We start from the raw sequence: 21,767 nt of genomic DNA, 5'->3' as shown, positions 1-21,767 counted from the left end.
GGACGCGATTTCGGAACGTGAATGCGTTCCGGAACTCGTCTTCGGTTCCCGCCCAGTCGTCCGGCGGAATCACCATCGGACAGCGCGTGTGGAACCGACATCCGGATGGCGGATTCAACGGCGACGGAACCGTCCCTTCGAGGATGATTCGGTCGTCACGGTCGCCGGGGTCGATTCGCGGCACCGCCGACAGCAGCGATTTCGTGTAGGGGTGCTGTGGGTTCTCGTACAGTTCCGCGACGGGCGCGGTTTCCACGATTTTCCCGAGATACATCACTGCCACGCGGTCTGCGACGTGGCGAACAACGCTCAAATTGTGGGCGATGAAAACGAGCGACAGGCCGAACTCGTCCTGGAGTTCGTCCAGCAGGTTGAGAATCTGGGCCTGCACGGACACGTCCAGCGCCGACACGGGTTCGTCCGCGATGATGAGTTCCGGTTCCAGCGACAGCGCGCGAGCGATGCCGACGCGCTGTTGCTGGCCGCCCGAAAATTGGTTCGGGTAGCGGTCGATGTGTGCCGGTTTCAATCCGACTCGTTGGAGCAGTTCCTTCGCACGTTCCAGTCGTTCCTCGCTGTTTGCACCGATACCGTGAACCTCCATCGGAGCGGTGAGGATTTCGCCGACCGTCTGGCGCGGATTGAGCGAGGCCAACGGGTCTTGGAATATCATCTGGAGGTTGCGGCGGTACGGACGCATCTCGCTCGCCGACAGTTCGGTGATGTCCTCGCCGTGATACGTCACCGACCCCGCCGTCGCGTCGTGAAGGTTGAGAACCGTCCGACCGAGGGTGCTCTTTCCACAACCGGATTCGCCGACGATTGCGAGCGTTTCTCCCTCGTGAACCGTAAGGTCAACACCGTCAACCGCCCGGACATTGCCGGTTTCGCCGACCAACCTGTCGAGGACGCCGCTGGACTGGTCGAAATGCTTCTTCAGTCCGCGGACGGTCAGGAGCGGTTCGCCACCGATTCGTTCCTCGGGGGTGGTCATTTGCATGCTCATAATCGCTGCTCCTGTGGGCCGCGGCGAAGACACGCCGCGACGTGGCCCTCGTCGTTTTTCGTTCCGTATTCCGCCGATTTCCCGACCGGTCTGAAGTTCGGGTCGGTTTCGTAACATTCCCGTGTCGCCTCCGGACAGCGCGGCGCGAAGTGGCATGCGAAGGGAATGTCGATGAGGTCGGGGACGTTCCCCTCGATTGGTTGCAGTGCTTCGGTCGGCGCGTCGAGTCGAGGCGTGCTGGCAATCAGCCCTTGCGTGTAGGGATGCTGTGGGTTGCGGAACAGTTCGTTCGTCTCCGCGCGCTCCACGATTTTTCCGGCGTACATCACATTCACTCGGTCACAGACCTCTGCGACGACCGCGAGGTCGTGCGTGATGAGGAGGATTGCCGTGTCGAAGGCGTCTTTCAAATCCCGGAGTTCGTCCAGAATCTGGGCCTGAATCGTCACGTCCAGTGCGGTCGTCGGTTCGTCCGCGATGAGGAGGTCGGGTTCCGCGGCGAGCGCCATCGCGATCATCGCGCGCTGGCGCATGCCACCCGAGAACTCGTGTGGGAAGTCGGTCGCCCGAGTTTCGGGTTCCGGAATCTCGACGTTCTCCAACATCTCGATGGCCTTCCGCCACGCTTCGCCGTTTTTGGACGACCCGACGAGTTTGCGTTTGAGTTCGGCGGGGAGGCTAATCGATTCGCCGACCGGTTGGTGGAGTCGAACCATCTCGGCGATTTGCTCGCCGACGGTGAGCGTCGGGTTGAGGCTGTTCATCGGGTCTTGGAACACCATCGAAATCGTCCCGCCGCGGATTTCTCGGCGTTCCGATTCGGGCAATTCGAGCAGCGAATCGCCGTGCAGTCGGATGTCGCCGCCTGCGATTTCGCCCGGTTCCTCCACGATACCCATGATGGTGTCGGCCAGGACGCTCTTTCCGGAGCCGGATTCGCCGACGAGACCGACGATTTCGCCGGGTTCGATGCGGAGGTCAACCTCGTTGACCGCGTCAACCGTGCCCCTCGGCGTCGGGAATCGAGTGTGAAGGTTTTCGACTTCGAGGAGGCTCATCTGCTTTCGACCTCCCCTTCGCTCACGTCGAAGATGTCGCGCAGGCCGTCACCGAGCATGTTGAAAGCGAGCACCGTCAGCATGATTGCGAGGCCGGGCATGACGCTAATCCACCACGCTTGGTCGATGAACTGGCGGCCGTCGGAGAGGAGCAGGCCCCACGTCGGCGTCGTCGGCTTGACGCCGAGTCCAAGGAAGGACAGGCCAGCCTCCGCGAGGATTGCCAGCGGAATCATCAGCGTCGCCTGCACGATGAGTGGAGCGACCGCGTTCGGCAGAATTTCTTTCGTCATGATTCTGCGGTTGGTCATGCCGACGGCGCGGGCCGCCATGACGTACTCCTCCTCACGGAGCGACAGCACCTCACCCCTGACGAGGCGGGCGAAATCGTCGATGTACGCGATACCGATCGCGATGACGACGTTCGTGACGCCCAACCCACCGGAGATGGCGATGATACCGACTCCGAGGATGAGTTCGGGAAAGGCCCACTGGAAATCCACGTAGCGCATCAGCACGCTATCGACCCAGCCGCCGTAGAATCCGGCGAAGAGACCTATCGACGTGCCGAGCGTGAACGCGACTGCAACCGTTGCAAGCGCCACGAGGAGCGAAACGCGCGCACCGTATATCATCCGTGAGAGGATGTCGTGGCCGAACGAGTCGGTTCCGAGCGGATGCCAAACGCGTTCAGTTCCGGCGGCGTCGTCGTAGTTCCCCTCCGAATAGCTGTTCGGCCCTTGCATGAAGCCGAACGAGGCTTCCGGGTCGTGGGGTGCAACGTATGGTGCGAACACCGCCGTGAAGACGAACAGGACGACGATGACGGCTCCGAACAGCGCCATTTTGTCGCCCAGTACGCCCTCGACGAGCCGCTGGCGGGTGGTTTTGTGTTCTTCGTACTGTTCTTCTTCCTGATATTCGGGCGGAACGTCGGCTGGCCCGGGTTCGGCGGGCGTGTTCGGGCCGACGCCCGGTTCGGTGTGTTCCGTCATTGGGAGCCTCCGTAGCCGATGCGGGGGTCGATGACCGTGTAGACGAGATCCACTGCGAGGTTCGTGAACACCATCACGGCGGCGACGATGAGGATGACCGCCTGTGTTACCGGGTAGTTCCTGTCGAGCATCGAGTCAACGAGCAGTCGCCCGAGGCCGTTGATGCCGAAGACCAGTTCGACCGTGACGCTGCCGACCAGCACTAGCGCGAGTTGGATGCCCGCGACGGTAATCACGGGAATCATCGCGTTCTGGAGCGCGTGCTTGTACAGCATCACGCGGTTGCTGACGCCTTTAGCGCGAGCGGTTCGGATGTACGGCTTGTTCAGCACTTCCAACAGCGACGAGCGCATCATCCGCATCACGACCGCGGCATAGGGCAGCCCGACCGCGATACCGGGGAGTAAGATGCTCTCCAGCCACGGTCGAATCCCTTTGCTTGGCGGCGTGTACCCGAAGACAGGGAGGAGATTCAGCCAAACGCCGAACACCAGTGCTAGAAGGATACCGACGAAAAACGCGGGCATCGAGACGCCGAGGAACGCCGTAACGGTCGCCACGTAATCGACTCCCTCGCCCTTGCGAGTTGCGCTGAGAATGCCGGTTGGGACTGCAACACCGAGGCCGACGATGATGGCGAGAACGCCGATAGAGAGCGTTTTCGGCGCAGCCTGCCCCACGAGCGTGGAGACGGATTGGCCGGTGCTGAGACTCTGGCCGAAGTTCAGCGTGAGCATGTCCAGTAGCCAGTCGAAATACTGCATGTACAGCGGCCTATCCAGGCCTAATTTTGCCCGAAGGGCGGCCACTGCCTGCGGGGTCGCTTCCTGTCCGAGCATGGTTCGAACCGGTCCGCCCGGAATCAGGCGAAGTCCGAAGAAGACTGTCGTCGCCACTAGCCACATAATGAAGGCGGCGTGCACCACCCGTTTTGCGACGTACTGGCGCATCTACCCCTCGACCCACGTCGTGTGGAAGTTACGCATGAAGGGAATGTGGGTGAAGCCCTTCACGTTGGAGCGTTTCGCCGCGATGTCGTCCTGATGCATCAGGTAGGCGTGCGGGGCTTGCTTGATGAGGTGGTCTTCCAACTCCTGTAGCGCCTGCTTGCGCTGCTCTCGTTCGAGCGCCGTACGCTGTTTCATCAACAGTTCGTTCGCCGTGTCGTCCTTGAAGTTGACCCAGTTCCAAACGCCGCCGTCGTCCGGTTTGCGGTAGAAGTTCCAGAGCGACTGGTCGGGGTCTGGGTCACCGACACTGCCGCTGATGGTGGTGTCGTAGTCCCCTTTCTCGTAGCGTTCCCAGTAGGTCGAACTGGTCACCTGCTCGATGCTGACATCGAATCCGGCCTTGTTCAACTGCTGGCGCATCGCCTTCGCGCCGCGGAGACTGCTTTGAGTGGTCAGAATGTGGAAGGACGCACCTTCCGCGCCTGCTTCCTTGATGAGTTTCTTTCCGGCCTCCGGGTCGTACTGCTGGTCGGTCGGTTTGTCGTCGCGCCAGACCCAGTTGGTCGCCTTGTTGATTGGCCCGGTGTCAGGCAGCGCGTTGCCGAAGTAGGCCGCGTTCACGTAGGCTTCGTTGTCGATGGATTTGGCGATACCCATGCGGGCTTTCCTCGAACCGAACGGTTCGCGGCGTTGGTTCATGGCGAACCCATACCAGTTGATTCCCGGCGCGTCGAGTTTTTCGACGCCGTTGGCTTGTTCCACCTTCTTCACGTTCTGAAGCGGGACGAGGTTGGCGAAGTCGATGTCGCCGCTTCGAAGCGCGTTCACGAGCGTTGCGGGTTCGGGAATCGGCTTGATGTCGATGCCGTCCAGGTACGGAAGCGCGTTCCCTTCGCTATCGGTTTCGAAGTAGTCCTCGAAGGCATCGAGCGTGACGCCCGAGCCGATTTCGTGTTTCGTCACCTTGAACGGCCCCGTACCGACCGGTTTCACCTTGTACTGCTCTGCGCCCATTTTCTCGATAGCCTCCTTGCAGACGATCGTCGCCGCACGACCGGGACCCCGGGTGAGATAGATAAGTGCGGGAGCCATCGGTTCCGAGAAAGTGAGTTCGACGGTGTGGTCGTCCTTGACGACGACGCCATCCTCGTCCATCGGTTTGAGCGATTCCAATTTGGAGGCGGCGGGTGCCTCCTCCGAAATCGTCCGGTTAATAGTGTATTTCACGTCCTCAGCGGTGAAATCCGACCCGTCGTGGAATTTCACGCCCTTCCGAAGGTTGAACGTGAACTTCGTCCCATCGTCTGCGACTTCCCAGTCCTTCGCGAGGTCACCACGAATCGTGAGATCTTTGTTGAGCGTGACGAGGCCGTTGAACACGTTTGCGGCCACTTGGAAATACTGGCCCACGCTGATGAACGGTGGATCTAACACGTCGATACTGCCGGTGAACCAACCGGCACTGAGCCGACCGCCGCGCTGGTTTTCCGACGGTGCGCCGGTCGTTCCGTCGCTGTTTCCGCTCCCGCCACCACTGCCGGCGCCGTCACCACCGCCGCTCGTGCAACCGGCCAAACTGGTGATACCGGCCGCACCGAGGAGTTTCATCGTCGTCCGGCGGTCGATCACCGGCCCGCTTATGTCTTCGTCCGAAACATTGGTATGTCTTCTCATGGTATACCTAAACAGATCAGCAAACCCACTTCGTTGTACACCCGAATATATTCGGATTTCAAAATTTATCGTGTAAATTATAATATGATAACAGAATATACAGACACGATTTTAACTTCTTTAATCCGAAGGTTGAATTGAGCCGAGTTCGTAAACTGCAGTCATGCGAGAAGTGACGCTCCGGGTGAGACACCATGGCGAACCCGAGAGCGACATCAGTGAAAACTATCCGACAATTACGATCCGTTCTGTCTCTTCGATGACGGGGAGCGCCGCCGAACGGAAGCGTATCATCGAGATAACTGGCCCCGAATCCTCGATTTCGGGATTTCTCGACGATTTCGCCGCCGCACCTGCAGTGTTGGAGGTCGACCCACTGACCTCGCTCGACGTTCCTCGCGTCCTCGTTGCCATCACATACGACAGCTATCAATGGGACAGCATCTCGCAACGACTGACCGATATCGGCGTCCACTATCGAATGGGGACGACGATTACGGCAGGATGGGAACGGTGGACTCTGTACCTCGACGAATCGGACAATCTGAACGAAATCGTCGCGTCCCTCGAACGGGCAGGGAACGAAACCGATCTCGTTCGAAACGTGGAAGTGGACGAGGTAGCCGAGCGGGAACGGCTGGAGTTCTCCCGCGTCCTCAGCGACCTGACACGCAGACAGCGAGAGGTTCTCGGAACCGCCATCGAACTCGGCTACTATCGCCCGAAAAAAGGGACGAGTATCGAGGATATCGCCGACACCGTCGGTATCGCATCAACGACGGCGTGGGAACACCTCGCGCGCGCGGAGGCAAAAGTGATGGAAGAAGTCGGAAACCGGCTCTCCTCAGTCGATACTCGGTCCTCGAAGTGATAGCAATGTTCCAAGCAGGGACGCGATAACTGCGAATCCGGCAAGCACGGCGAACAGGACGGTCGGCGAGAAGTACTGGAGGACGAGTCCGGCGATGACCGCTCCGAGCGCCCCGACGCCGAAGACACCGAGATAAGTGTAGCCGTAGGAAATTCCACGTGCTTCGGGTGGCGTGTACTCCGCGACGGTCGCCTGATAGAGCGGTTGCACCACGAACAGGCAGAACCCGAGGACGAAACTGACCACGAGCAGCGGCACGAGTCCGGCATTCGAAGCGGGAACGAACACGAGTGCGATGACCGCCAAGAGTCCGAACGAAACCGCGATTGCGCGGGCGTTCTCGACCCTGTCGGTCAGTTTTCCGCCGACGTACTGCCCGGCCATGCCGACCGTCAGCAGACCGGCATAGAGGTAATTCGCGGGTTTCAGCGATTCACCGCCGAATTCGACGGGCGCGAACATCGGCAGTCCCCCGAGCAGGTCAGGCAGGAACGTCAGCACGCCGCGGTAGTAGAGACCCGACATCATGACGACGCCGAAAACGGCGATGAACCACCCTGCAAACAGCGTTCGAGATGTGCCGAAGAATTCGGAAAGCGAAGAGACGCCACCGTCGGCGCGGGTCTCCTTCCCCTCGACCGCCGCGGATTCGTCGATTTCCGTTCGGAACGCGAAGAACGCCGCGATGAGCGCCGGAACGGCGAGGATTGCGACGACGGTTCGCCAGTCGAACACGAGCAAAAGGAGCGTCGTGGCTAACGGACCGAAGGCGATGCCGAAATTTCCGGCCATGCCGTGGTACGCGAACGCGCTGCCGCGTTCGCTGACGCCCTTACTGAGCAGTGCGAGTCCGGAGGGATGGTAAACGCTGGCCGAGATTCCCCACAGCACGAGCGCCAATGCGACAATCGGGAGCGTTGGCGCGACCGAGAGCAGGAGGAACGACCCGGCCATCCCGAACAAACAAAGGACGATGAGACTTCGTGACCCGTACGAGTCGGAGAGCACGCCACCCGGTAACGCCCCCAGTCCAAACAGCGCGTATCCGATGCCGACGACGATTCCCAACGTTCCCGTCGTGGTGCCGAAGTCCGATAGCCAGACTGTAACGAAGATGGGAAATGAAAGTTCGTAGGTATGAACCATCGCATGTGCGAGCATCGCGAGTCCGACGATGGTTCGATCGTTGCGGTTCACAGTGGGTGTTGGTTGGGTATCAATTATAAAAGGTCGCCCGAATCGAACCGGGTCTCGCCCATCATTCGGGTTGTTACTCCACGACGCGAAGGTTCCCTCTCTCCCAATCACCGAACTCGCTCATCGAGAGGTCTTCACACCGAACCGTACTGCTTCGTTCATCGTACTCGATAATGCCGAAATCCGCCATTTTCGGCAGATGGATATGGTGAATACTGGCTGCGATACAATCGTGGACTTCCGCTTCCGTCGTGTCAACGGTCGTCTCCTGGGGGACGAGCTGATCGACGAGTTCCTCGAGCGAAAATACTTGGTCGTCCGTGTCGGCCATAACAAAGCACAAGCGCCGTCGTCGCTCATTACGGAGGATTTCAAACAGCTTATCGATGGTTTCCGTGTCTGCGTTCACGTTCTTTCTCCACCGTCCACCATCCTCGCAGATCGAATAATGAATCTTCATCAATATTCGTAGTCTTTTTAACCCCAGATTGCTAATTGCTAGCACAGGACATAGGATTCCAATCGTCCATGGTTAGCCGGGAGTGATTCGCATGATAATCGTCGAATTTCGGCTCGAATATCCGATTCTTCGTGCTGCGTTACGCCGTGCGCCCGGAATGACGGTTACGTGGGAACAGTCGGATCGAACCAAAGATGGCCGTCATCAACTCCTGTTCTGGACGGAAGGCGGTGATTTCGAAGCATTCGAGGATGCACTTGAAGAGGATCCCACCGTCACCGCCCCGTCACGCACTATCGACCTCGGCGACCAACGATTATATCAAACCAAACTGAATGAGGAGGCGCAACGAACGAGTATTTATCCGATTTTGGTCGATGAAGCGAGTATCCTTCAACACGTCACCGCGACTCACAACGGTTGGGAGTTCCGCGCGGCATTTCCCGACCGGGCAGCGTTCGGCCGGTTCCGTGATTTTTGTCGAGACCACGATACCAGGTTCAGCATCCACCGATTCTACGAGGAACGAGGGCATCCTGAGACACCCCGATTCGGACTGACCGGCGTGCAACGAGAGACCCTGATTACGGCCTTTGAGTGCGGATATCTGGAAATCCCGCGGGAAAGTTCACTCGCGGATTTGAGTGATCAGTTCAACATCTCCGAAACGGCGGCATCAGAACGGTTCCGTCGCGGGGTAAAATCGCTTATCGAATATACGGTGTATTCCGACGGCGAACAGTCGTAGTCGCGGAAGAGTCCACCCGACGATACATCTCGGAAACACAGTATTCAGTGAGAGTATCGTATCCAACCGTTGTAACCGACAGAACAAAGAGCGCAGAGTGGGTGGCTTCGGCTAGCATGACAGGTGCTGACGACACCGAGGGGGAGACGACGAGCGAATCGCTGGTTTCCATACTTGAATCGCTGGGCGTGGAGTACGTGTTTGGCTACCCCGGCGGACGGGTCATCGAACTACTCAACGACTTACCGGAGTCGAACGTGGACGTCGTCCGTCCACGGGACGAACGCGAGGGAAGTGTCATGGCCGAGATGTATGGTCGCCTCCACGGCAAACCCGCGGTGCTCGCCGGACAAGGGCCGTGGATAGGAAGCCTCGGCGTCATCGGGCAGATGGAGGCCCGCCTCGCCTCCTCGCCGATGGTCGTTCTGACCGAGGCGAGCGAGCGCGGCGATTACTCGACGCTCGCCCCCTATCAGCAATCCCGGGGCGATTACGGCGGCCTTTCACTTCCGAAAATCTTGGACGGCGTGACGAAAGAACACTGGTTCCCGCGAACACCGACCGAAACGCTGCGGAGCGTGCAACTGGCGTTCAAGCACGCGACGGCGGGTCGGTCGGGACCGACTGCTGTCATTCTCGACGGGAACGCGATTACTGACGATGTGCCGGATAACCCGGTACCGCCAGTCTGGGACAGTAAGGAGCAAGTCCGGAATTGGGAGTCGAAACCGACAGACAACGACGTTTCGGACGCAAACGTTGCGCTCGAATCTGCAGAGCGTCCCGTCATCGTCGCCGGAAACGGCGTCCACTCCGCGAACGCCTACGGCGAACTTCGGGAACTCGCGGAAGCCTACGATGCAGTGGTCGCAACCTCCTATCTGGGTAAATCGACGATTCCGGAAACCCACGAGCTCGCCGCTGGTGTCATCGGGTCGTTCGGTCACGAAGGCGCGAATCAGGTCGTCAGCGAGGCCGACACCCTCCTCATCGTCGGGTGTCGGATGAACCCAATGGATACGAACTGGCAGGCATCATCGTTCATCCGCCCGGACGAACAGACGATTATCCACGCCGACATCGACACCCGCAACGCGGGGTGGGTCTACCCCGCCGACGTAGGTCTCATCGGCGATGCGAAAGAAAGCCTACAAGCACTGGCCGATGCCGGAAGTGCAGACAACGACTGGGCACGAAAGCGGGCACGGAAAGCGCGCGAGTCGTTTTTCACCACGAAGTGCGAGAGCGACGCATCACCAATCAAACCCCAGCGCGCGGTCAAGGAAATCGAGGCGTTGGTGGACGAGAATACCATCGTCACGGCCGACTCGGGAAACAACCGATTCTGGCTGTTGAACTACCTCCAAACCCCCGAAATCCGCACCTACTTCGGCAGTGGTGGCGTCGGCGGGATGGGCTGGTCTGCCCCCGCCGCAGTGAGCGCCGCACTCTCGACGGACAAAGACGTAATCGGTGTCGCAGGTGACGGCGGATTCACGATGACGATGACCAGCGTCGAAGTCGCCGTCGAATACGGCGTCGCGCCGACCTTCGTCGTGCTGAACGACACCAGCCTCGGCATGGTGCGCCAGATGCAGGAGGAAGACGGCGACATCGCGGGCGTGGAGTTCCACGACACCGATTTCGTAAAAGTGGCCGAAGGTTTCGGTGCCAAAGGAACGCGAGCGACGACACCCGACGAACTGGCCGATGCGCTTCAGGAAGGAAAGGAAAGCGACCTCCCGTTCGTCATCGACACCAGAATAGACCGTGATGAGGATATGGCCGAACAGTTGCAGTCGTCGTTTTATGCAGAGGTTGGCGGACTGCACGAATAGCTCGGGAATTGGGAGCAGGTGTCTCCCAAATCAATAGATTCCAGACAACCACCTGACAGCGGGAAGAAAACCTTTTCCTGCCACCCCGTGACTGCAAATTCATGACGCAAAGCGAGACGGTGCTCGTCACTGGCGGGACAGGATTCATCGGGTCGTATACGGCAAAAGACCTCGTCGAACACGGCCACGACGTGGTTGCGTACGATCTCTCGACCGATACGCGTATCCTCGAAAAGCTCGGTGTTGCGGACGACGTGGAAGTCCGTCGGGGAGACCTCTCCGACCCGACGGACGTTATTCGGGCAGTGAAAGAGACCGGGGCGACGCGAATCGTTCATCTCGCCGCTCTCCTCACGACGACGGCGCGCGAGAACCCACGGCTCGCTATCGACGTGAACATTCAGGGCACGAACAACGTTTTCGAGGCGGCACGAACGCTTTCAGACCAAGTCGAGCGCGTAGCATGGGCATCCAGCGCGGCGGTGTTCGCCCCGCCCGCGAACTACGACAATGGCTGGGTCACGGAAGACGACCTCGTCTACCCCGACACGCTCTACGGCGCGACGAAGGAGTTCAACGAACATCAGGCGAAGGTATATTTCGAGGATTTCGACCTCTCGCACGTCGCTCTCCGACCGACCGTCGCCTACGGACCCTATCGAGAAACGGGCGGGTCGGCGTTTCTCGCCAACATAATCGAAAAACCCGCACTCGGGGAGTCGTTCAGCGTGGAGTACGGCGACCAAGTCATCGACTGGCAGCACGTCGAGGACATCGCACAGGCGTTCCGCCTCGCGGCATTCGCGCCGGAAGAAAATATCGAACAGCGAGTTTACAACGTCCGCGGAACCGTGGCGACGATTCGGGAGGCTGCGGAGACGGTCGAGAAAATCATGCCCGACGCGGACGTGGACGTGTCCGACGAAGGTGAACTGCCGTGGACACAAAAACTCGACATGACCGCGATTCAGGAGGAGTTGGGTTACGAACCGCAGTACGATTTGGAGAGTGGCTTCCGGAAGTACATCAACGTACTTCGGGAGGAGAACGGACTGGAACAGGTCTAGCGGAACGGTAGCACGTAATCGTCTATTATTGGGTCGTTGAAAGCGAAGATATGAGCTTCTGGGCACTTCCCGCATGGATTTCTGGAAAGATATCTCGACATCTATCTGAATAGCCTTCTGGATAATACGAAAACGGGGATGGATTGGAAATCCGTTTGAGCGGAAAGAGGGCCGCTATCCCTGCGTCTGACTGTACTCGTTCACCCACTCTTTCAAGGTGATTCCCATCGCGGATTGGGTAATCGCGTTCGAACTAGCGGAATTCGCGCTTTTCACCAGTTCAGCTTCGAGGGTGCGTTTCGGAACTTCGCCCAGGAAATGGGGAATCGCTCGCTGCACTGCGAGTGGACAGCCGACTTCGTGAGCCAGTGCATATCCCGACAGCGAGTGCGGGATTTCCTCGGTGGCGTAGGTCGGGTCGGGTTTAAGCAGTGTTTCTTCGTCCACGAAATCGACGTACTCGTAGCATTTTCCGACATCGTGGAGCAGACACGCGGCGATGATTACATCCTCGTCGGGGTCAGCCCCGTGAAACTCGCGCTGTTCTTCCGCCGAGCGCATGGCAATTCGAGTCACGCCGCGAACGTGTTCGACGTTCGTCACCTCGTGGATGTTCCACGCGTAGGGGATGTCGGCGATATTGTTCCACCCACCGCGTTTGAGGCCCAGAACCCACGCCTCGATGACTTTCTCACGTAGGTCATCGTTCTCGATGGACTGGAGTTCCGGGTAGGCATCTTCGACCTGTTCGCGGTAGTTTGGAGTATCGCTCATATCGTGTTGTTTGTGGGCTGGTACCTAATGGTTCGTGCATTCGTAGGGACCTGGAGAGATGAATAGGAGTTGGAAGTTGTCGGGGTTCTCTTTTTGAGCCCCTTCGGGTGAAGAACTGTTCGTAGCAAATCACGACTCCAATCAAACCGCAACCGCATCGCCTACGTACCTCCCCAACCGACTCCTTCACTCGCTGTCGCTCGTTTCAGTCGCCCCTCACACGACTTCACCCCAAGCCACCGGGCGGTCTGCCCTCCGGCGTGCGCCAGTACGCGCCACATGGTTTGGGAAGATTCACGCAATATAGGAATCGTCAATACGTCGCGCGAACGCGACGGTAGTCGTCTGCGCGAGGGATGACTGAGGAACACAGTGACAAAGGAATCGGTTGGGGAGGATATGGCTGTCGCGGTGCAGAGCGGTTGCGGGTCTGTGTTGACGTGATATACTCCCGACGTTGAAACACCTAGTTAGCAGCCTCACTCAGTACCTCCCACAGACGGAACGACAGCAAAAGCGAAACTTCCAACAGCAAGAACACAGAAAAAGACGAATCCACCAAAATCTAGCCGTTACTCCTTTTGAACCGTCTCTTTCCCGATGAATCGCGGCCTGTCTTCCAGCGCGAGGAAGTTGTTCACGTCCTCACGGGCCTCCTTCGCTTTGCCCTTGTCCGGATCGTAGTCCCGCGAGCCCTCGCTTCCCAGCGCATCGTGCAGCGCATCCAAATCCTTGAAGTAAAGTTCCGCAATGCCGTCGAATTCGGACTCTTCGGGGGTTACCGGAAGCACGGTGTCGTATTTGACGACGCCTTCGATTTCCCGGGCGATGGCGGTGTGGTTGGTCTGCCAATAGTCCACGAATTCCTCGTGGGACATGCCCTCCTGCCGGACGAGGAAGGCGGAGTGTTTGTAGAGACCGTCGGTATCGCCATTGACTTCGTCTTTCTGCGTGACGACTTCGCCGATGAATCGCGGACGTTCTTCGAGTGCGAGGAAGTTGTCCACGTCCTCGCGGGCCTCCTTCGCCTTACCCTTATCCGGGTCGTAGTCCCGCGAGCCCTCGCTTCCCAGCGCATCGTGCAGCGCATCCAAATCCTCGAAGTAGAGTTCGGCGAGACCATCGAATTCGGCGGCGTCGGGCGTGACGGGGAGAACGGTCGAGTATTTCACGACGCCCTCGATTTCACGGGCAATCTTCGTGTGATTGTTCTGCCAATAGTCCACGAACTCGTCGTGCGTCATCCCGTCTTTGCGAACCAGCAAGGCGACGTGTTTGTACATAGCACCCGAGGACAGGATGTGAAATGTGATAAAACACGCGAAGCATGTCGGCTGGGATGAATCTCGGTCGCAGTTTCAACACCATCGTTTCCGATGTTCACCCGACCTCACGATGCGTAGACGGGGCAACGACGGCGGACAGCAGATAGCGACGGGAACAACCGCATTTTATCAGAGTTCGAGTAAAAGCAACTGGACAATTCCGTTCAGGTGAAGACAGTCAGTCAATTATATACAATCATTTATTATCCACCCATTGTTCCTTGTTGCCATGGCGGACAGTAACTCGGGGCAGTCGGACAGATTCGAAACGACTCGGCGCGCCATGCTCGGCGCGGTCGGGGCGGGGGGACTCGCGGGATTTGCGGGGTGTCTCGGTAACATCGGTGGTGGTGGGAGTAGCGTCGATACGGTAAAGTACGGCATCCTCAATCCAATGACGGGACCGTACGCTGGACTCGCAGCGGAACAGAGAAAGGGGGCGAAACTCGCGGTGAAGACGATCAACGAAAGCGACGAGTACGAGTTCACCATCGACGCCAAATACGGCGATACGCAAGCGGATGCCGAAACCGGCCAGCAGGAGGCGCGAAAACTGGTCGAACAGCACGGCGCGTCGTTCATGATGGGGGCAATTTCGAGTTCGGTCGCGCTCGGCCTGAACGAGTTTGCACAGGAAGAAAGCGTCATCTACGCCCCCGGCGCAGCGGCCATCCCGATTACGGGTAAAAACTGCAACAAGTACGTCTTTCGAAGCGAGACGAACACCGCACAAATCGCGGAGGCGTGTTCCGGATGGACACTGAACAACCTCGGAAGTAAGGTGTGGTTCCACATCGCGGATTACGCCTACGGGAAATCGGTGCTTCGCGAGTGGCGGTCGCGGATGAAGGCGTCGGACGCGAGCTTTTCCGAGGCGGGCGTCACGAGAGCCAAATTGGGCGCGAAGAACTTCGATTCGTTCATCAGCCAGATGAAAAACTCCGACGCCGACGTGGTCGTCGTCGGTTCGACGGGGGGCGACCTCATCGAATTCATCAATCAGGCGAACGCGCAGGGACTCACTGACCAGAAGAAGATCATGACGACGACGGGGTCGTTTCAAGTCATTCGTGGCGCGCTCGGCGAAAAAGCTGATGGAATCTACAGCGGAACGCGATACGTGCCGAAAATCGACTCCGGCGACAACAAGGAGTTCGTGAAATCCTACAAGAGTGCGAACGGCAGCGAACCCGGGAGCTTCGCACGCGTCGCCTACGACTCCATCAGAATGGTCGCAAACGGTATCAAGGAGGCCGGAAGCACTGACACCGACGAAGTGGTCGATACGCTCGCGGGTCTGAAGATGCAATCCCTGCTCGGGGAAAACGAGTTCCGAAGCTGTGACCACCAGGCGAAAAATCCAGTCTGGGTCGGACAGAACGTCTACAACGGCGGGAAGATGGCCGACGTGAAACTCATCACGGAAGTCAGCGGCGATAAGGCGATTCCACCGTGCGACCAAACCGGCTGTCAACTCTGATATGGCAGGCGCAGTTATCGAACAACTCCTGAACGGCCTAACCATCGGCGCGGTGTACGTCCTCCTAGCGGCGGGACTTTCCATCATCTTCGGCGTGATGGATGTCATCAACTTCGCCCACGGCGAGTTCTTCGCCCTCGGTGCGTACCTCGCGTTCGCCATCGTCGCCGTCGGAACCGGGGGCGGCGTGTTCTGGATAGCGCTCCTCGTCGCGCCGCTCCTCGTCGCGCTTATCGCGGCAGTTATCGAACGCGGAACCATCCGACCACTATACGGGAGAAATCCGCTGTATCACATCCTGCTCACGTTCGGATTGGTGCTCATCTTCAAGGACGCCATCTCGTTCGTATGGGGCGACAACCCCAAACCGTTCGCACAACCGCCGATACTTCGCGGCCCCATCGACCTGCTTGGCTTCAGCTACTCGAAGTACAACTTCTTCGTCATCGGCATCGGCGTCGTGATGGCCATCGGAACGTGGCTGTTGCTGAACCGAACCCGGTTCGGACTCGTCGTGCGCGCAGGCGCGCAAGACCGCGAGATGGTTCGCCACCTCGGCATCGACATCGACCGCTACTACACGCTCGTCTTCGCCTTCGGCGCGTTCCTCGCGGCGCTCGCCGGAATCGTCCTCGGCGCGAAACAGAGCGTCAGCCCCGGAATGGGCAACTCCGTCATCATCCCGGCGTTCGTCATCGTCGTCCTCGGCGGCCTCGGCAGTTTCCGCGGTGCGGTTATCGGCGGATTCGGCGTGGGCATCATCGAGACGTTCTTCCGCACCGTTTTCCCGAGCTTCGAAGGACTGGTCGTTTTCCTTCTGATGATCGGTGTCCTGCTCGTCCGACCGCAGGGACTCTTCGGAAGTCCAGAGTGGGAATCCTCGGAAGGCGGCGGCGAACTGCTGACCGGCGGTGGCGGCGGCGTGCTTGACGGCCAAACGCGCTTCCGACTCGGTGCGCTCGTCGTCGCGCTGCTCTTCCTCGCACCCCTCGGAATCGGGGTGATATACACTTCCTACGAGGTGAACTCGCTCCTGCTGACCATCCTCGTCTGGGCGCTGTTCGCGCTCAGTCTCGACTTCGTGATGGGGTACGCCGGACTCGTGTCGCTCGGCCATGTCCTCTTTTTCGGCCTAGGAGCCTACGGAACGGTTCTCACGGTCGAGAACGGAATGCCGTCCGTCTTCGTCGCGCTCGGCGCGGGAATCGTCGTCGCGGCGCTCGTCGCGTGGATGGTCGGCCACCTCTCGATTCGCGTGTCGGGCGTCTACTTCTCGATGATTACCCTCGGCTTCGCGGAGTTGTTCTACCAACTCGTTCAGAAGGTCGGATTCACTGGCGGCAGCGATGGCCTGTTCGGCTTCGACCCCGTGTACGGACTCATGAGCGGCCCGGAAGTCGGCGACGTCGCGTTGCTCGGCGAAATCGAGTTGTTCTACTACTTCGTGCTCGCCGCGGTCATCGGGTCGTACTTGCTCGCCCGGCGGATGATGAACGCCCCCTTCGGGAGCGTGCTTCAGGGCATCCGCGAGAGCGAGGAACGCGCCTCCTTCATCGGCTACGACGTGACGGCCTACAAACGACGGGCGTTCGTCGTCAGCGGCGGACTGGCGGGACTCGCCGGTGGTCTCTCCGCGATTCATACCGGTGGCGTCTCGCCGTCGGTTCTCGCGTGGATAAAGTCCGGCGAGGTCATCGTGATGACCATCCTCGGCGGGATGGGTACGCTGTACGGGCCGATGATTGGGGCAGGCGTCTTCTTCGGTCTGCGTGAGATTCTTCAGTCGTTCACCGATCAGTGGCAGGGCGTCCTCGGACTCGTGTTCGTCCTCTTCGTCATCTACGTTCCGGAGGGCCTCGTTTCGGTTCCCGGGATGCTCTCCCGGTACACGAACCAGGAGGCTGGGGGCGGCCCGGAACCGGTCGCTGAAACCGATTCGGAGGTGAGCAACTGATGGCGCTTCTCGAAACCGAGAACCTGACCCGCCAGTTCGGGGAGCTCGTCGCGACCGACAACGTCAACCTCACCGTCGAGGCGGGCGAGTTCCGGAGCGTCATCGGTCCGAACGGGGCCGGGAAGACGACGCTGTTCAACCTGATTTCGGGCGCGCTCTCGCCAACGTCGGGCATCATCCGGTTCGCGGGCGACGACGTGTCGAACCTCCCGCCACACGAGCGCGTCCGGCGCGGAATCGGGCGGTCGTTCCAAATTACGACCGTTTTCGGTGGTCTTTCGGTTCGGGAAAACGTCCGACTTTCAGCGCAGTCGGTGGCCGGAGAGTCGATTACGGCGGGCAGTCGGCTGTTCCGCCCTGCGGACAGTTTCCCCGAAATCAACGAGCGCGTCGGGAGCGTGCTCTCGCAAATCGGACTTGCAGAACGGGCCGACGAACAGGCGGCGGCGCTGGCGTACGGCGACCGGCGGCGACTGGAAATCGGGTTGGTGCTGGCGACCGACCCGCAGGTCGTGCTGCTGGACGAACCGACCGCCGGGATGAGCGTGGAGGAGACGCGGGCGACGATGGAACTCATCGGCGACGTGCTGTCGGAGAGAACACTCCTGCTCATCGAACACGATATCGACCTCGTCATGAACGTCTCCGACCGAATCACGGTACTCAATCGAGGTCGGGAACTGGCGACCGGCACGCCGGAGGAAGTCGCAGCAAACGACGAGGTGCAAGCGGCGTACCTCGGAGGTGTTCGACACTGATGCTTTCGATCGAAAACCTGCGCGCAGGATACGGCGAAACGGAAGTGCTCTCGGGCGTCTCGCTCGACGTTCCGGACGGTGAAGTCGTCGCACTCATCGGCCGAAACGGCGTCGGGAAGACGACGACGCTCCGGAGTATCACGGGCGCACTGACGCCGACCTCAGGGACGATTCGGTTTGACGGCGAGGACATCGCCGGACTCTCGCCGGTCGAAACCGTCAAACGTGGTGTTTCGCTGGTGCCGGAAGAGCGCCGGGTGTTCCCGGGCCTTTCGGTGCGCGAAAACCTCGCCGTCGGAACCCTCGGCGGGAGCGACAGTGCACACAGAAAATCAGTGGAGGACGTGCTTTCGGCTGGGGCGTTCGAAAACCTCCAGGAACGACAAAACAGTCGCGGCACCGACCTCTCGGGTGGCGAACAGCAGATGTTGTCCATCGCCCGAGCGCTTGTTTGTGGCGCGGACTTGCTCATGCTGGACGAACCGACGGAAGGGCTTGCACCCCTCATTGTGGAACGGGTGGAAGCCCTCATCCGCGACCTAAACGAGGAGGGAATCACGGTGCTGCTCGTGGAACAGAACGTCGCGGTTGCGCTCTCGCTCGCAGACCGCGTCTATCTGCTCGACCAGGGAGAAATCGTCTTCGATGGGACGCCGGAGGAACTGGAAGCGAACGAGGAACTGCTGGACAGACACCTCGGCATCAGCGTGTGAAACGGTTGTTATTCGTCCGGATTCGGCACGTCGTCGGCCGACGGTAATCCCGTCGCCATCAACCGTCTGACAATTACGACGAGGCCATTGTCGAATCCCCTACCGAACACGGCCCGCTCCCCGTCGGACTCGGTGACGCTTTTTTGATGCACCGAACTGACCAGAATCGTGTTCCGGTCGATCAGTAGGAGCCGACTAATCATGATTTCGTCCGATTCGTTGGGCAGGGAACCGCTCAACCACTCCAACCCCGAAACGAACGTTTCGACGCTGGGAAGTGCTTTTTGAACACGGGTTCGCACCTGTTCGTCCACTGCACCGATGAGGATATCGATGTCTGAATCGTTGATGGATTGCAGGTCATCCAACAGTTCCTCCGTCAGAACGTTCTCGTGGCCGACGACGAACACGATTTCCTGGGTGGCGCTGTCGATGAGTTGCTGTGTTCGGTTTGCAATCGCTTTCGTACCTGATAGCGACCAAACTTCGTGTGTCACTTCTTCCTCGGTGTCCGATACTGCCGGTTCGATATCTCCGATAGCCTCAACGAGTGTTTCGGTTCGAGATTCGTACTCCTGGCGGAGCGTTTCGGCGGCCTCGTCCACTGAAACGGCCCGAAACAGTTTTGAATTCGAGTGTTGGACTTCGACGAGTCCCTTCGCCTCCAACACACGAATCGCGTCGTAGACGCGCGTTCGAGGAACTTCGGAGGATTCACTGATTTCCTTGGCTGTCCCTTTCGGAAGCCGTGACAGCGCCACGAAACATTTCGCTTCGTACTCTTTCAATCCTAGTTTCTGGAGCAGTTCGACCGCTTGTTGATGATTAGATAGCTCTTTCATGGGTCCCAACCATACTACCGGCGAATCCGGTATCGTCTCCGTTGTTTTGCGGGCACTCACAAGTCAGTTCCTGTCGTACTGTTCGAACGATTCCAACGGAACCCGCAATCATAGTTAGTATAAATGGTTCCGACCGTCTTTAACCACACTCATTATATTTATTTCAGTTTGCGAACTTCGTCTCTAGTCTGGATGTGAATCCATTATTCCACACGTAGTGGTACAGAATACGCTAGAATACCACCAAATAATTGCGGTTTTAGCAAATAAGCAATCAAATTATACATTTCACCCGCTTCATCGTTGTCCGAGTGCGAAAAGTGGAAATGGTTGAACGGTTGTATCTTGCGCGTTTTCATGAGTTCGGAGCTCGCTATTTCGAGTCCAAGTTCGTGGATGGCGTCCGAGATGCAGGTGATGTCTCCCGTACTCGTCGCGACGACTTCGACGTGGATGTTGTTCCGCCCAGTCATCATCTCCCTGAGTCAACGACGCCCTGAACGTCAATGACAGAATCTGCCAAATCGGAACGCTCGGTCGGTGGGGCAGTACAGACGAAGAGAACGCGCAACGGGAGGATCGCAGCTTCGTAGTCGATTTCGGGATGGTAGCCTCGAATGATACCCTCGGTTTCGAGCTGATCGATTCGGTTTCGAACGGTATTTGGAGACACGCCGACAGTGTCGGCGATCTCCTGGGATGTCGTGTTCCGCGCCTCCTGCTAAAGCATAAAGAGAATACCCCTATCGATATTATCCAGGCCTCTAGCCATGAGTGTGACTATGGTGGTAATCCGTATGTATTCAGGGTGCGATGCCACCCCAGTTCACCGGACTGTCGTCTTCGAAACGCTACGGATAGTGTTACCCAGATAATCACAGTAAGATTATACGGGGCTAGCGCGAAGCGTCTAGTGGTGCGGGGTCGACAGGGGCCCAACCAATCGTCACTCCGCACCGAAACTGCCTTTCATAGCAATTTTCGTGAGTGAAACTTCGATACAGTTCATATCTGCTGACGAGGGGACGGTTTTTCGATGTTACGCAGTGACTGCCTCGAATTACGATGTTACGGAACGTTCTTTTCTGGATGTTGTCGTGACGACGGTGACCGTTTCTGGCTCCAAGCAAAATTAAAAATTGACTCAGATAATCACAGTACTATTTAAGGACTTGACAACATTACCCACCACGATACGGCGGACACAGAAACCGTTCGATACAACACCCAATCATGACCGAAGAGAATCCATCCTCTAATACGGGTCAGCCGGGACAAAACCCCAACATGAGTCACATCGATTTCGACTGGTCGCGAGCAGAACAACCCAGTATCGCCATCGTCGAGGCCATCACCGCGGTTACCGGACGCAATTCGACGGACATACCGCCATTGTACGACTCCATCAACCCCGATGCGTTGAATGCACTCGTCACTGCAAAAGGGCGCAAGACAAGTTCCGACGTGAGTCTGACGTTCTCGTGCGACGGCGTCGTCCTCACAGTTACGGGAGACGGAACGGTTACGGCTCGCCCGGATGACCGCTGAGTGAGGCACTCATAGAGAATATAGACTTCACTCGGGTGGAGATTCGGCGCGACGCTTCAACTTAGATTAGTCCAATGACCCATCGCCTGGAATATCGTCATCCATCCCCTCCAGTGCAACCAGAAGCGGCTTGAGTTCGTCGAACTGCGGCCCCTTAGTCACGCTCCTTTTTTCCAGATTCCAATCTATGTATCCGTGATCCACCAATTTCGGAAGGTGAATATGTCCCATCGCAACCGCTCGTTTACGGTCGTCATCCGTCGTCTCCGAAGTGCCGAAAAGTACAGTTCGGTCGTTCTGTGGATTATCCTCCAGCAAGGCGAGAAGCAGTCGTCGTCTGTGAGCGTTCGACAGCACGCATAGCTGGTCATCTAGCATAGTTACCTCATCGATTTAGCATTCGTTTCTCAAGCCAATAAGTAGATGACATATTCACAGGCACCAATTGTTTGAGGAAGTGAGTGACAGAGGTGTTGGAGACGGTCGAAAAACAGTCGAGCCAACTGTTT

Annotated in this window: 20 protein-coding genes and 1 pseudogene; 9 read left to right on the top strand and 12 right to left on the bottom strand. The window is 58.4% G+C overall.

Going from position 1 to position 21,767, the window contains the following annotated elements; all coding sequences use genetic code 11:
* Positions 1–82: 82 nt before the first annotated feature.
* The 5 genes and pseudogenes from ACN2TU_RS17645 to ACN2TU_RS17625 form a co-directional block, all read right to left on the bottom strand.
* A pseudogene (locus ACN2TU_RS17645) lies at positions 83–994 on the bottom strand (ABC transporter ATP-binding protein); the annotation flags it as partial.
* A gap of 8 nt (positions 995–1,002) precedes the next feature.
* On the bottom strand, positions 1,003–2,064 hold the full coding sequence (locus ACN2TU_RS17640; protein WP_435157197.1) for an ABC transporter ATP-binding protein: 1,062 nt from the start codon (positions 2,062–2,064) through the stop codon (positions 1,003–1,005).
* On the bottom strand, positions 2,061–3,059 hold the full coding sequence (locus tag ACN2TU_RS17635; protein ID WP_435157196.1) for an ABC transporter permease: 999 nt from the start codon (positions 3,057–3,059) through the stop codon (positions 2,061–2,063). The genes ACN2TU_RS17640 and ACN2TU_RS17635 overlap by 4 nt, the downstream gene beginning before the upstream one ends.
* Complete coding sequence (locus ACN2TU_RS17630; protein WP_435157195.1) at positions 3,056–4,009, bottom strand: ABC transporter permease; 954 nt, start codon at positions 4,007–4,009, stop codon at positions 3,056–3,058. Before ACN2TU_RS17630 ends, ACN2TU_RS17635 begins: the two co-directional genes overlap by 4 nt.
* Entirely contained in the window at positions 4,010–5,683 is a 1,674-nt protein-coding gene (locus tag ACN2TU_RS17625; protein WP_435157194.1) for an ABC transporter substrate-binding protein, read from the bottom strand.
* Between the two features lie 163 nt (positions 5,684–5,846).
* On the opposite strand from ACN2TU_RS17625, the gene ACN2TU_RS17620 reads away from it, so the two are divergent.
* The gene (locus tag ACN2TU_RS17620) at positions 5,847–6,554 is read left to right on the top strand and encodes a helix-turn-helix domain-containing protein (RefSeq protein WP_435157193.1); all 708 of its coding nucleotides are present in this window, start codon (positions 5,847–5,849) and stop codon (positions 6,552–6,554) included.
* Here ACN2TU_RS17620 and ACN2TU_RS17615 read toward each other — a convergent pair.
* Together ACN2TU_RS17615 and ACN2TU_RS17610 are read right to left on the bottom strand one after the other, a co-directional pair.
* The gene (locus ACN2TU_RS17615) at positions 6,528–7,751 is read right to left on the bottom strand and encodes an MFS transporter (protein ID WP_435157192.1); all 1,224 of its coding nucleotides are present in this window, start codon (positions 7,749–7,751) and stop codon (positions 6,528–6,530) included. The two genes, ACN2TU_RS17620 and ACN2TU_RS17615, sit on opposite strands and share 27 nt — an antisense overlap.
* 73 nt (positions 7,752–7,824) lie before the next feature.
* Positions 7,825–8,160 carry a DUF7344 domain-containing protein gene (locus ACN2TU_RS17610; protein WP_435157190.1) on the bottom strand — a complete coding sequence of 112 codons (336 nt, stop codon included), beginning with the start codon at positions 8,158–8,160 and terminating at the stop codon, positions 7,825–7,827.
* Positions 8,161–8,302: 142 nt separating this feature from the next.
* Between ACN2TU_RS17610 and ACN2TU_RS17605 the strand changes: the two genes are divergently transcribed.
* The 3 genes from ACN2TU_RS17605 (at position 8,303) to ACN2TU_RS17595 (ending at position 11,864) form a co-directional block, all read left to right on the top strand.
* Positions 8,303–8,959 carry a helix-turn-helix domain-containing protein gene (locus tag ACN2TU_RS17605; RefSeq protein ID WP_435157189.1) on the top strand — a complete coding sequence of 219 codons (657 nt, stop codon included), beginning with the start codon at positions 8,303–8,305 and terminating at the stop codon, positions 8,957–8,959.
* A gap of 116 nt (positions 8,960–9,075) precedes the next feature.
* Entirely contained in the window at positions 9,076–10,797 is a 1,722-nt protein-coding gene (locus tag ACN2TU_RS17600) for a thiamine pyrophosphate-binding protein (RefSeq protein ID WP_435157188.1), read from the top strand.
* Positions 10,798–10,898: 101 nt separating this feature from the next.
* The gene (locus tag ACN2TU_RS17595; RefSeq protein ID WP_435157186.1) at positions 10,899–11,864 is read left to right on the top strand and encodes an NAD-dependent epimerase/dehydratase family protein; all 966 of its coding nucleotides are present in this window, start codon (positions 10,899–10,901) and stop codon (positions 11,862–11,864) included.
* Between the two features lie 174 nt (positions 11,865–12,038).
* Here the strand turns inward: ACN2TU_RS17595 and ACN2TU_RS17590 are convergent, their stop codons facing one another.
* Together ACN2TU_RS17590 and ACN2TU_RS17585 are read right to left on the bottom strand one after the other, a co-directional pair.
* Positions 12,039–12,638 (bottom strand): HD domain-containing protein, encoded by a 600-nt coding sequence (locus tag ACN2TU_RS17590; RefSeq protein ID WP_435157185.1) that lies wholly within the window; start codon positions 12,636–12,638, stop codon positions 12,039–12,041.
* Between the two features lie 572 nt (positions 12,639–13,210).
* Positions 13,211–13,921 (bottom strand): EthD domain-containing protein, encoded by a 711-nt coding sequence (locus tag ACN2TU_RS17585; protein ID WP_435157184.1) that lies wholly within the window; start codon positions 13,919–13,921, stop codon positions 13,211–13,213.
* Positions 13,922–14,192: 271 nt separating this feature from the next.
* Between ACN2TU_RS17585 and ACN2TU_RS17580 the strand changes: the two genes are divergently transcribed.
* Genes ACN2TU_RS17580 through ACN2TU_RS17565 form a run of 4 tightly spaced genes read left to right on the top strand, consistent with a single transcriptional unit; the run spans position 14,193 to position 18,868 of the window.
* Positions 14,193–15,443: an ABC transporter substrate-binding protein gene (locus ACN2TU_RS17580; RefSeq protein ID WP_435157183.1), complete on the top strand. Its 1,251-nt coding sequence runs from the start codon at positions 14,193–14,195 to the stop codon at positions 15,441–15,443.
* Position 15,444: 1 nt separating this feature from the next.
* Complete coding sequence (locus ACN2TU_RS17575; RefSeq protein WP_435157182.1) at positions 15,445–17,397, top strand: ABC transporter permease; 1,953 nt, start codon at positions 15,445–15,447, stop codon at positions 17,395–17,397.
* Positions 17,397–18,155 (top strand): ABC transporter ATP-binding protein, encoded by a 759-nt coding sequence (locus ACN2TU_RS17570; protein ID WP_435157181.1) that lies wholly within the window; start codon positions 17,397–17,399, stop codon positions 18,153–18,155. The genes ACN2TU_RS17575 and ACN2TU_RS17570 overlap by 1 nt, the downstream gene beginning before the upstream one ends.
* Positions 18,155–18,868: an ABC transporter ATP-binding protein gene (locus tag ACN2TU_RS17565; RefSeq protein WP_435157180.1), complete on the top strand. Its 714-nt coding sequence runs from the start codon at positions 18,155–18,157 to the stop codon at positions 18,866–18,868. Before ACN2TU_RS17570 ends, ACN2TU_RS17565 begins: the two co-directional genes overlap by 1 nt.
* A gap of 8 nt (positions 18,869–18,876) precedes the next feature.
* On the opposite strand, the gene ACN2TU_RS17560 is transcribed toward ACN2TU_RS17565, so the two are convergent.
* Both ACN2TU_RS17560 and ACN2TU_RS17555 read right to left on the bottom strand, forming a co-directional pair.
* A complete protein-coding gene (locus ACN2TU_RS17560; protein ID WP_435157179.1) occupies positions 18,877–19,710 on the bottom strand; it encodes a TrmB family transcriptional regulator in 834 nt (277 codons plus the stop codon).
* 472 nt (positions 19,711–20,182) lie between these two features.
* Positions 20,183–20,383 carry an Lrp/AsnC family transcriptional regulator gene (locus tag ACN2TU_RS17555; protein WP_435157178.1) on the bottom strand — a complete coding sequence of 67 codons (201 nt, stop codon included), beginning with the start codon at positions 20,381–20,383 and terminating at the stop codon, positions 20,183–20,185.
* 614 nt (positions 20,384–20,997) lie between these two features.
* On the opposite strand from ACN2TU_RS17555, the gene ACN2TU_RS17550 reads away from it, so the two are divergent.
* Complete coding sequence (locus ACN2TU_RS17550; protein WP_435157176.1) at positions 20,998–21,258, top strand: HalOD1 output domain-containing protein; 261 nt, start codon at positions 20,998–21,000, stop codon at positions 21,256–21,258.
* A 66-nt stretch (positions 21,259–21,324) separates the two neighbouring features.
* On the opposite strand, the gene ACN2TU_RS17545 is transcribed toward ACN2TU_RS17550, so the two are convergent.
* A complete protein-coding gene (locus tag ACN2TU_RS17545; protein WP_435157174.1) occupies positions 21,325–21,636 on the bottom strand; it encodes a DUF7344 domain-containing protein in 312 nt (103 codons plus the stop codon).
* Positions 21,637–21,767 lie beyond the last annotated feature (131 nt).

The sequence above is a fragment of the Haladaptatus marinus genome (assembly GCF_051194195.1).
This window is presented reverse-complemented; position numbering and strand designations above follow the sequence as displayed.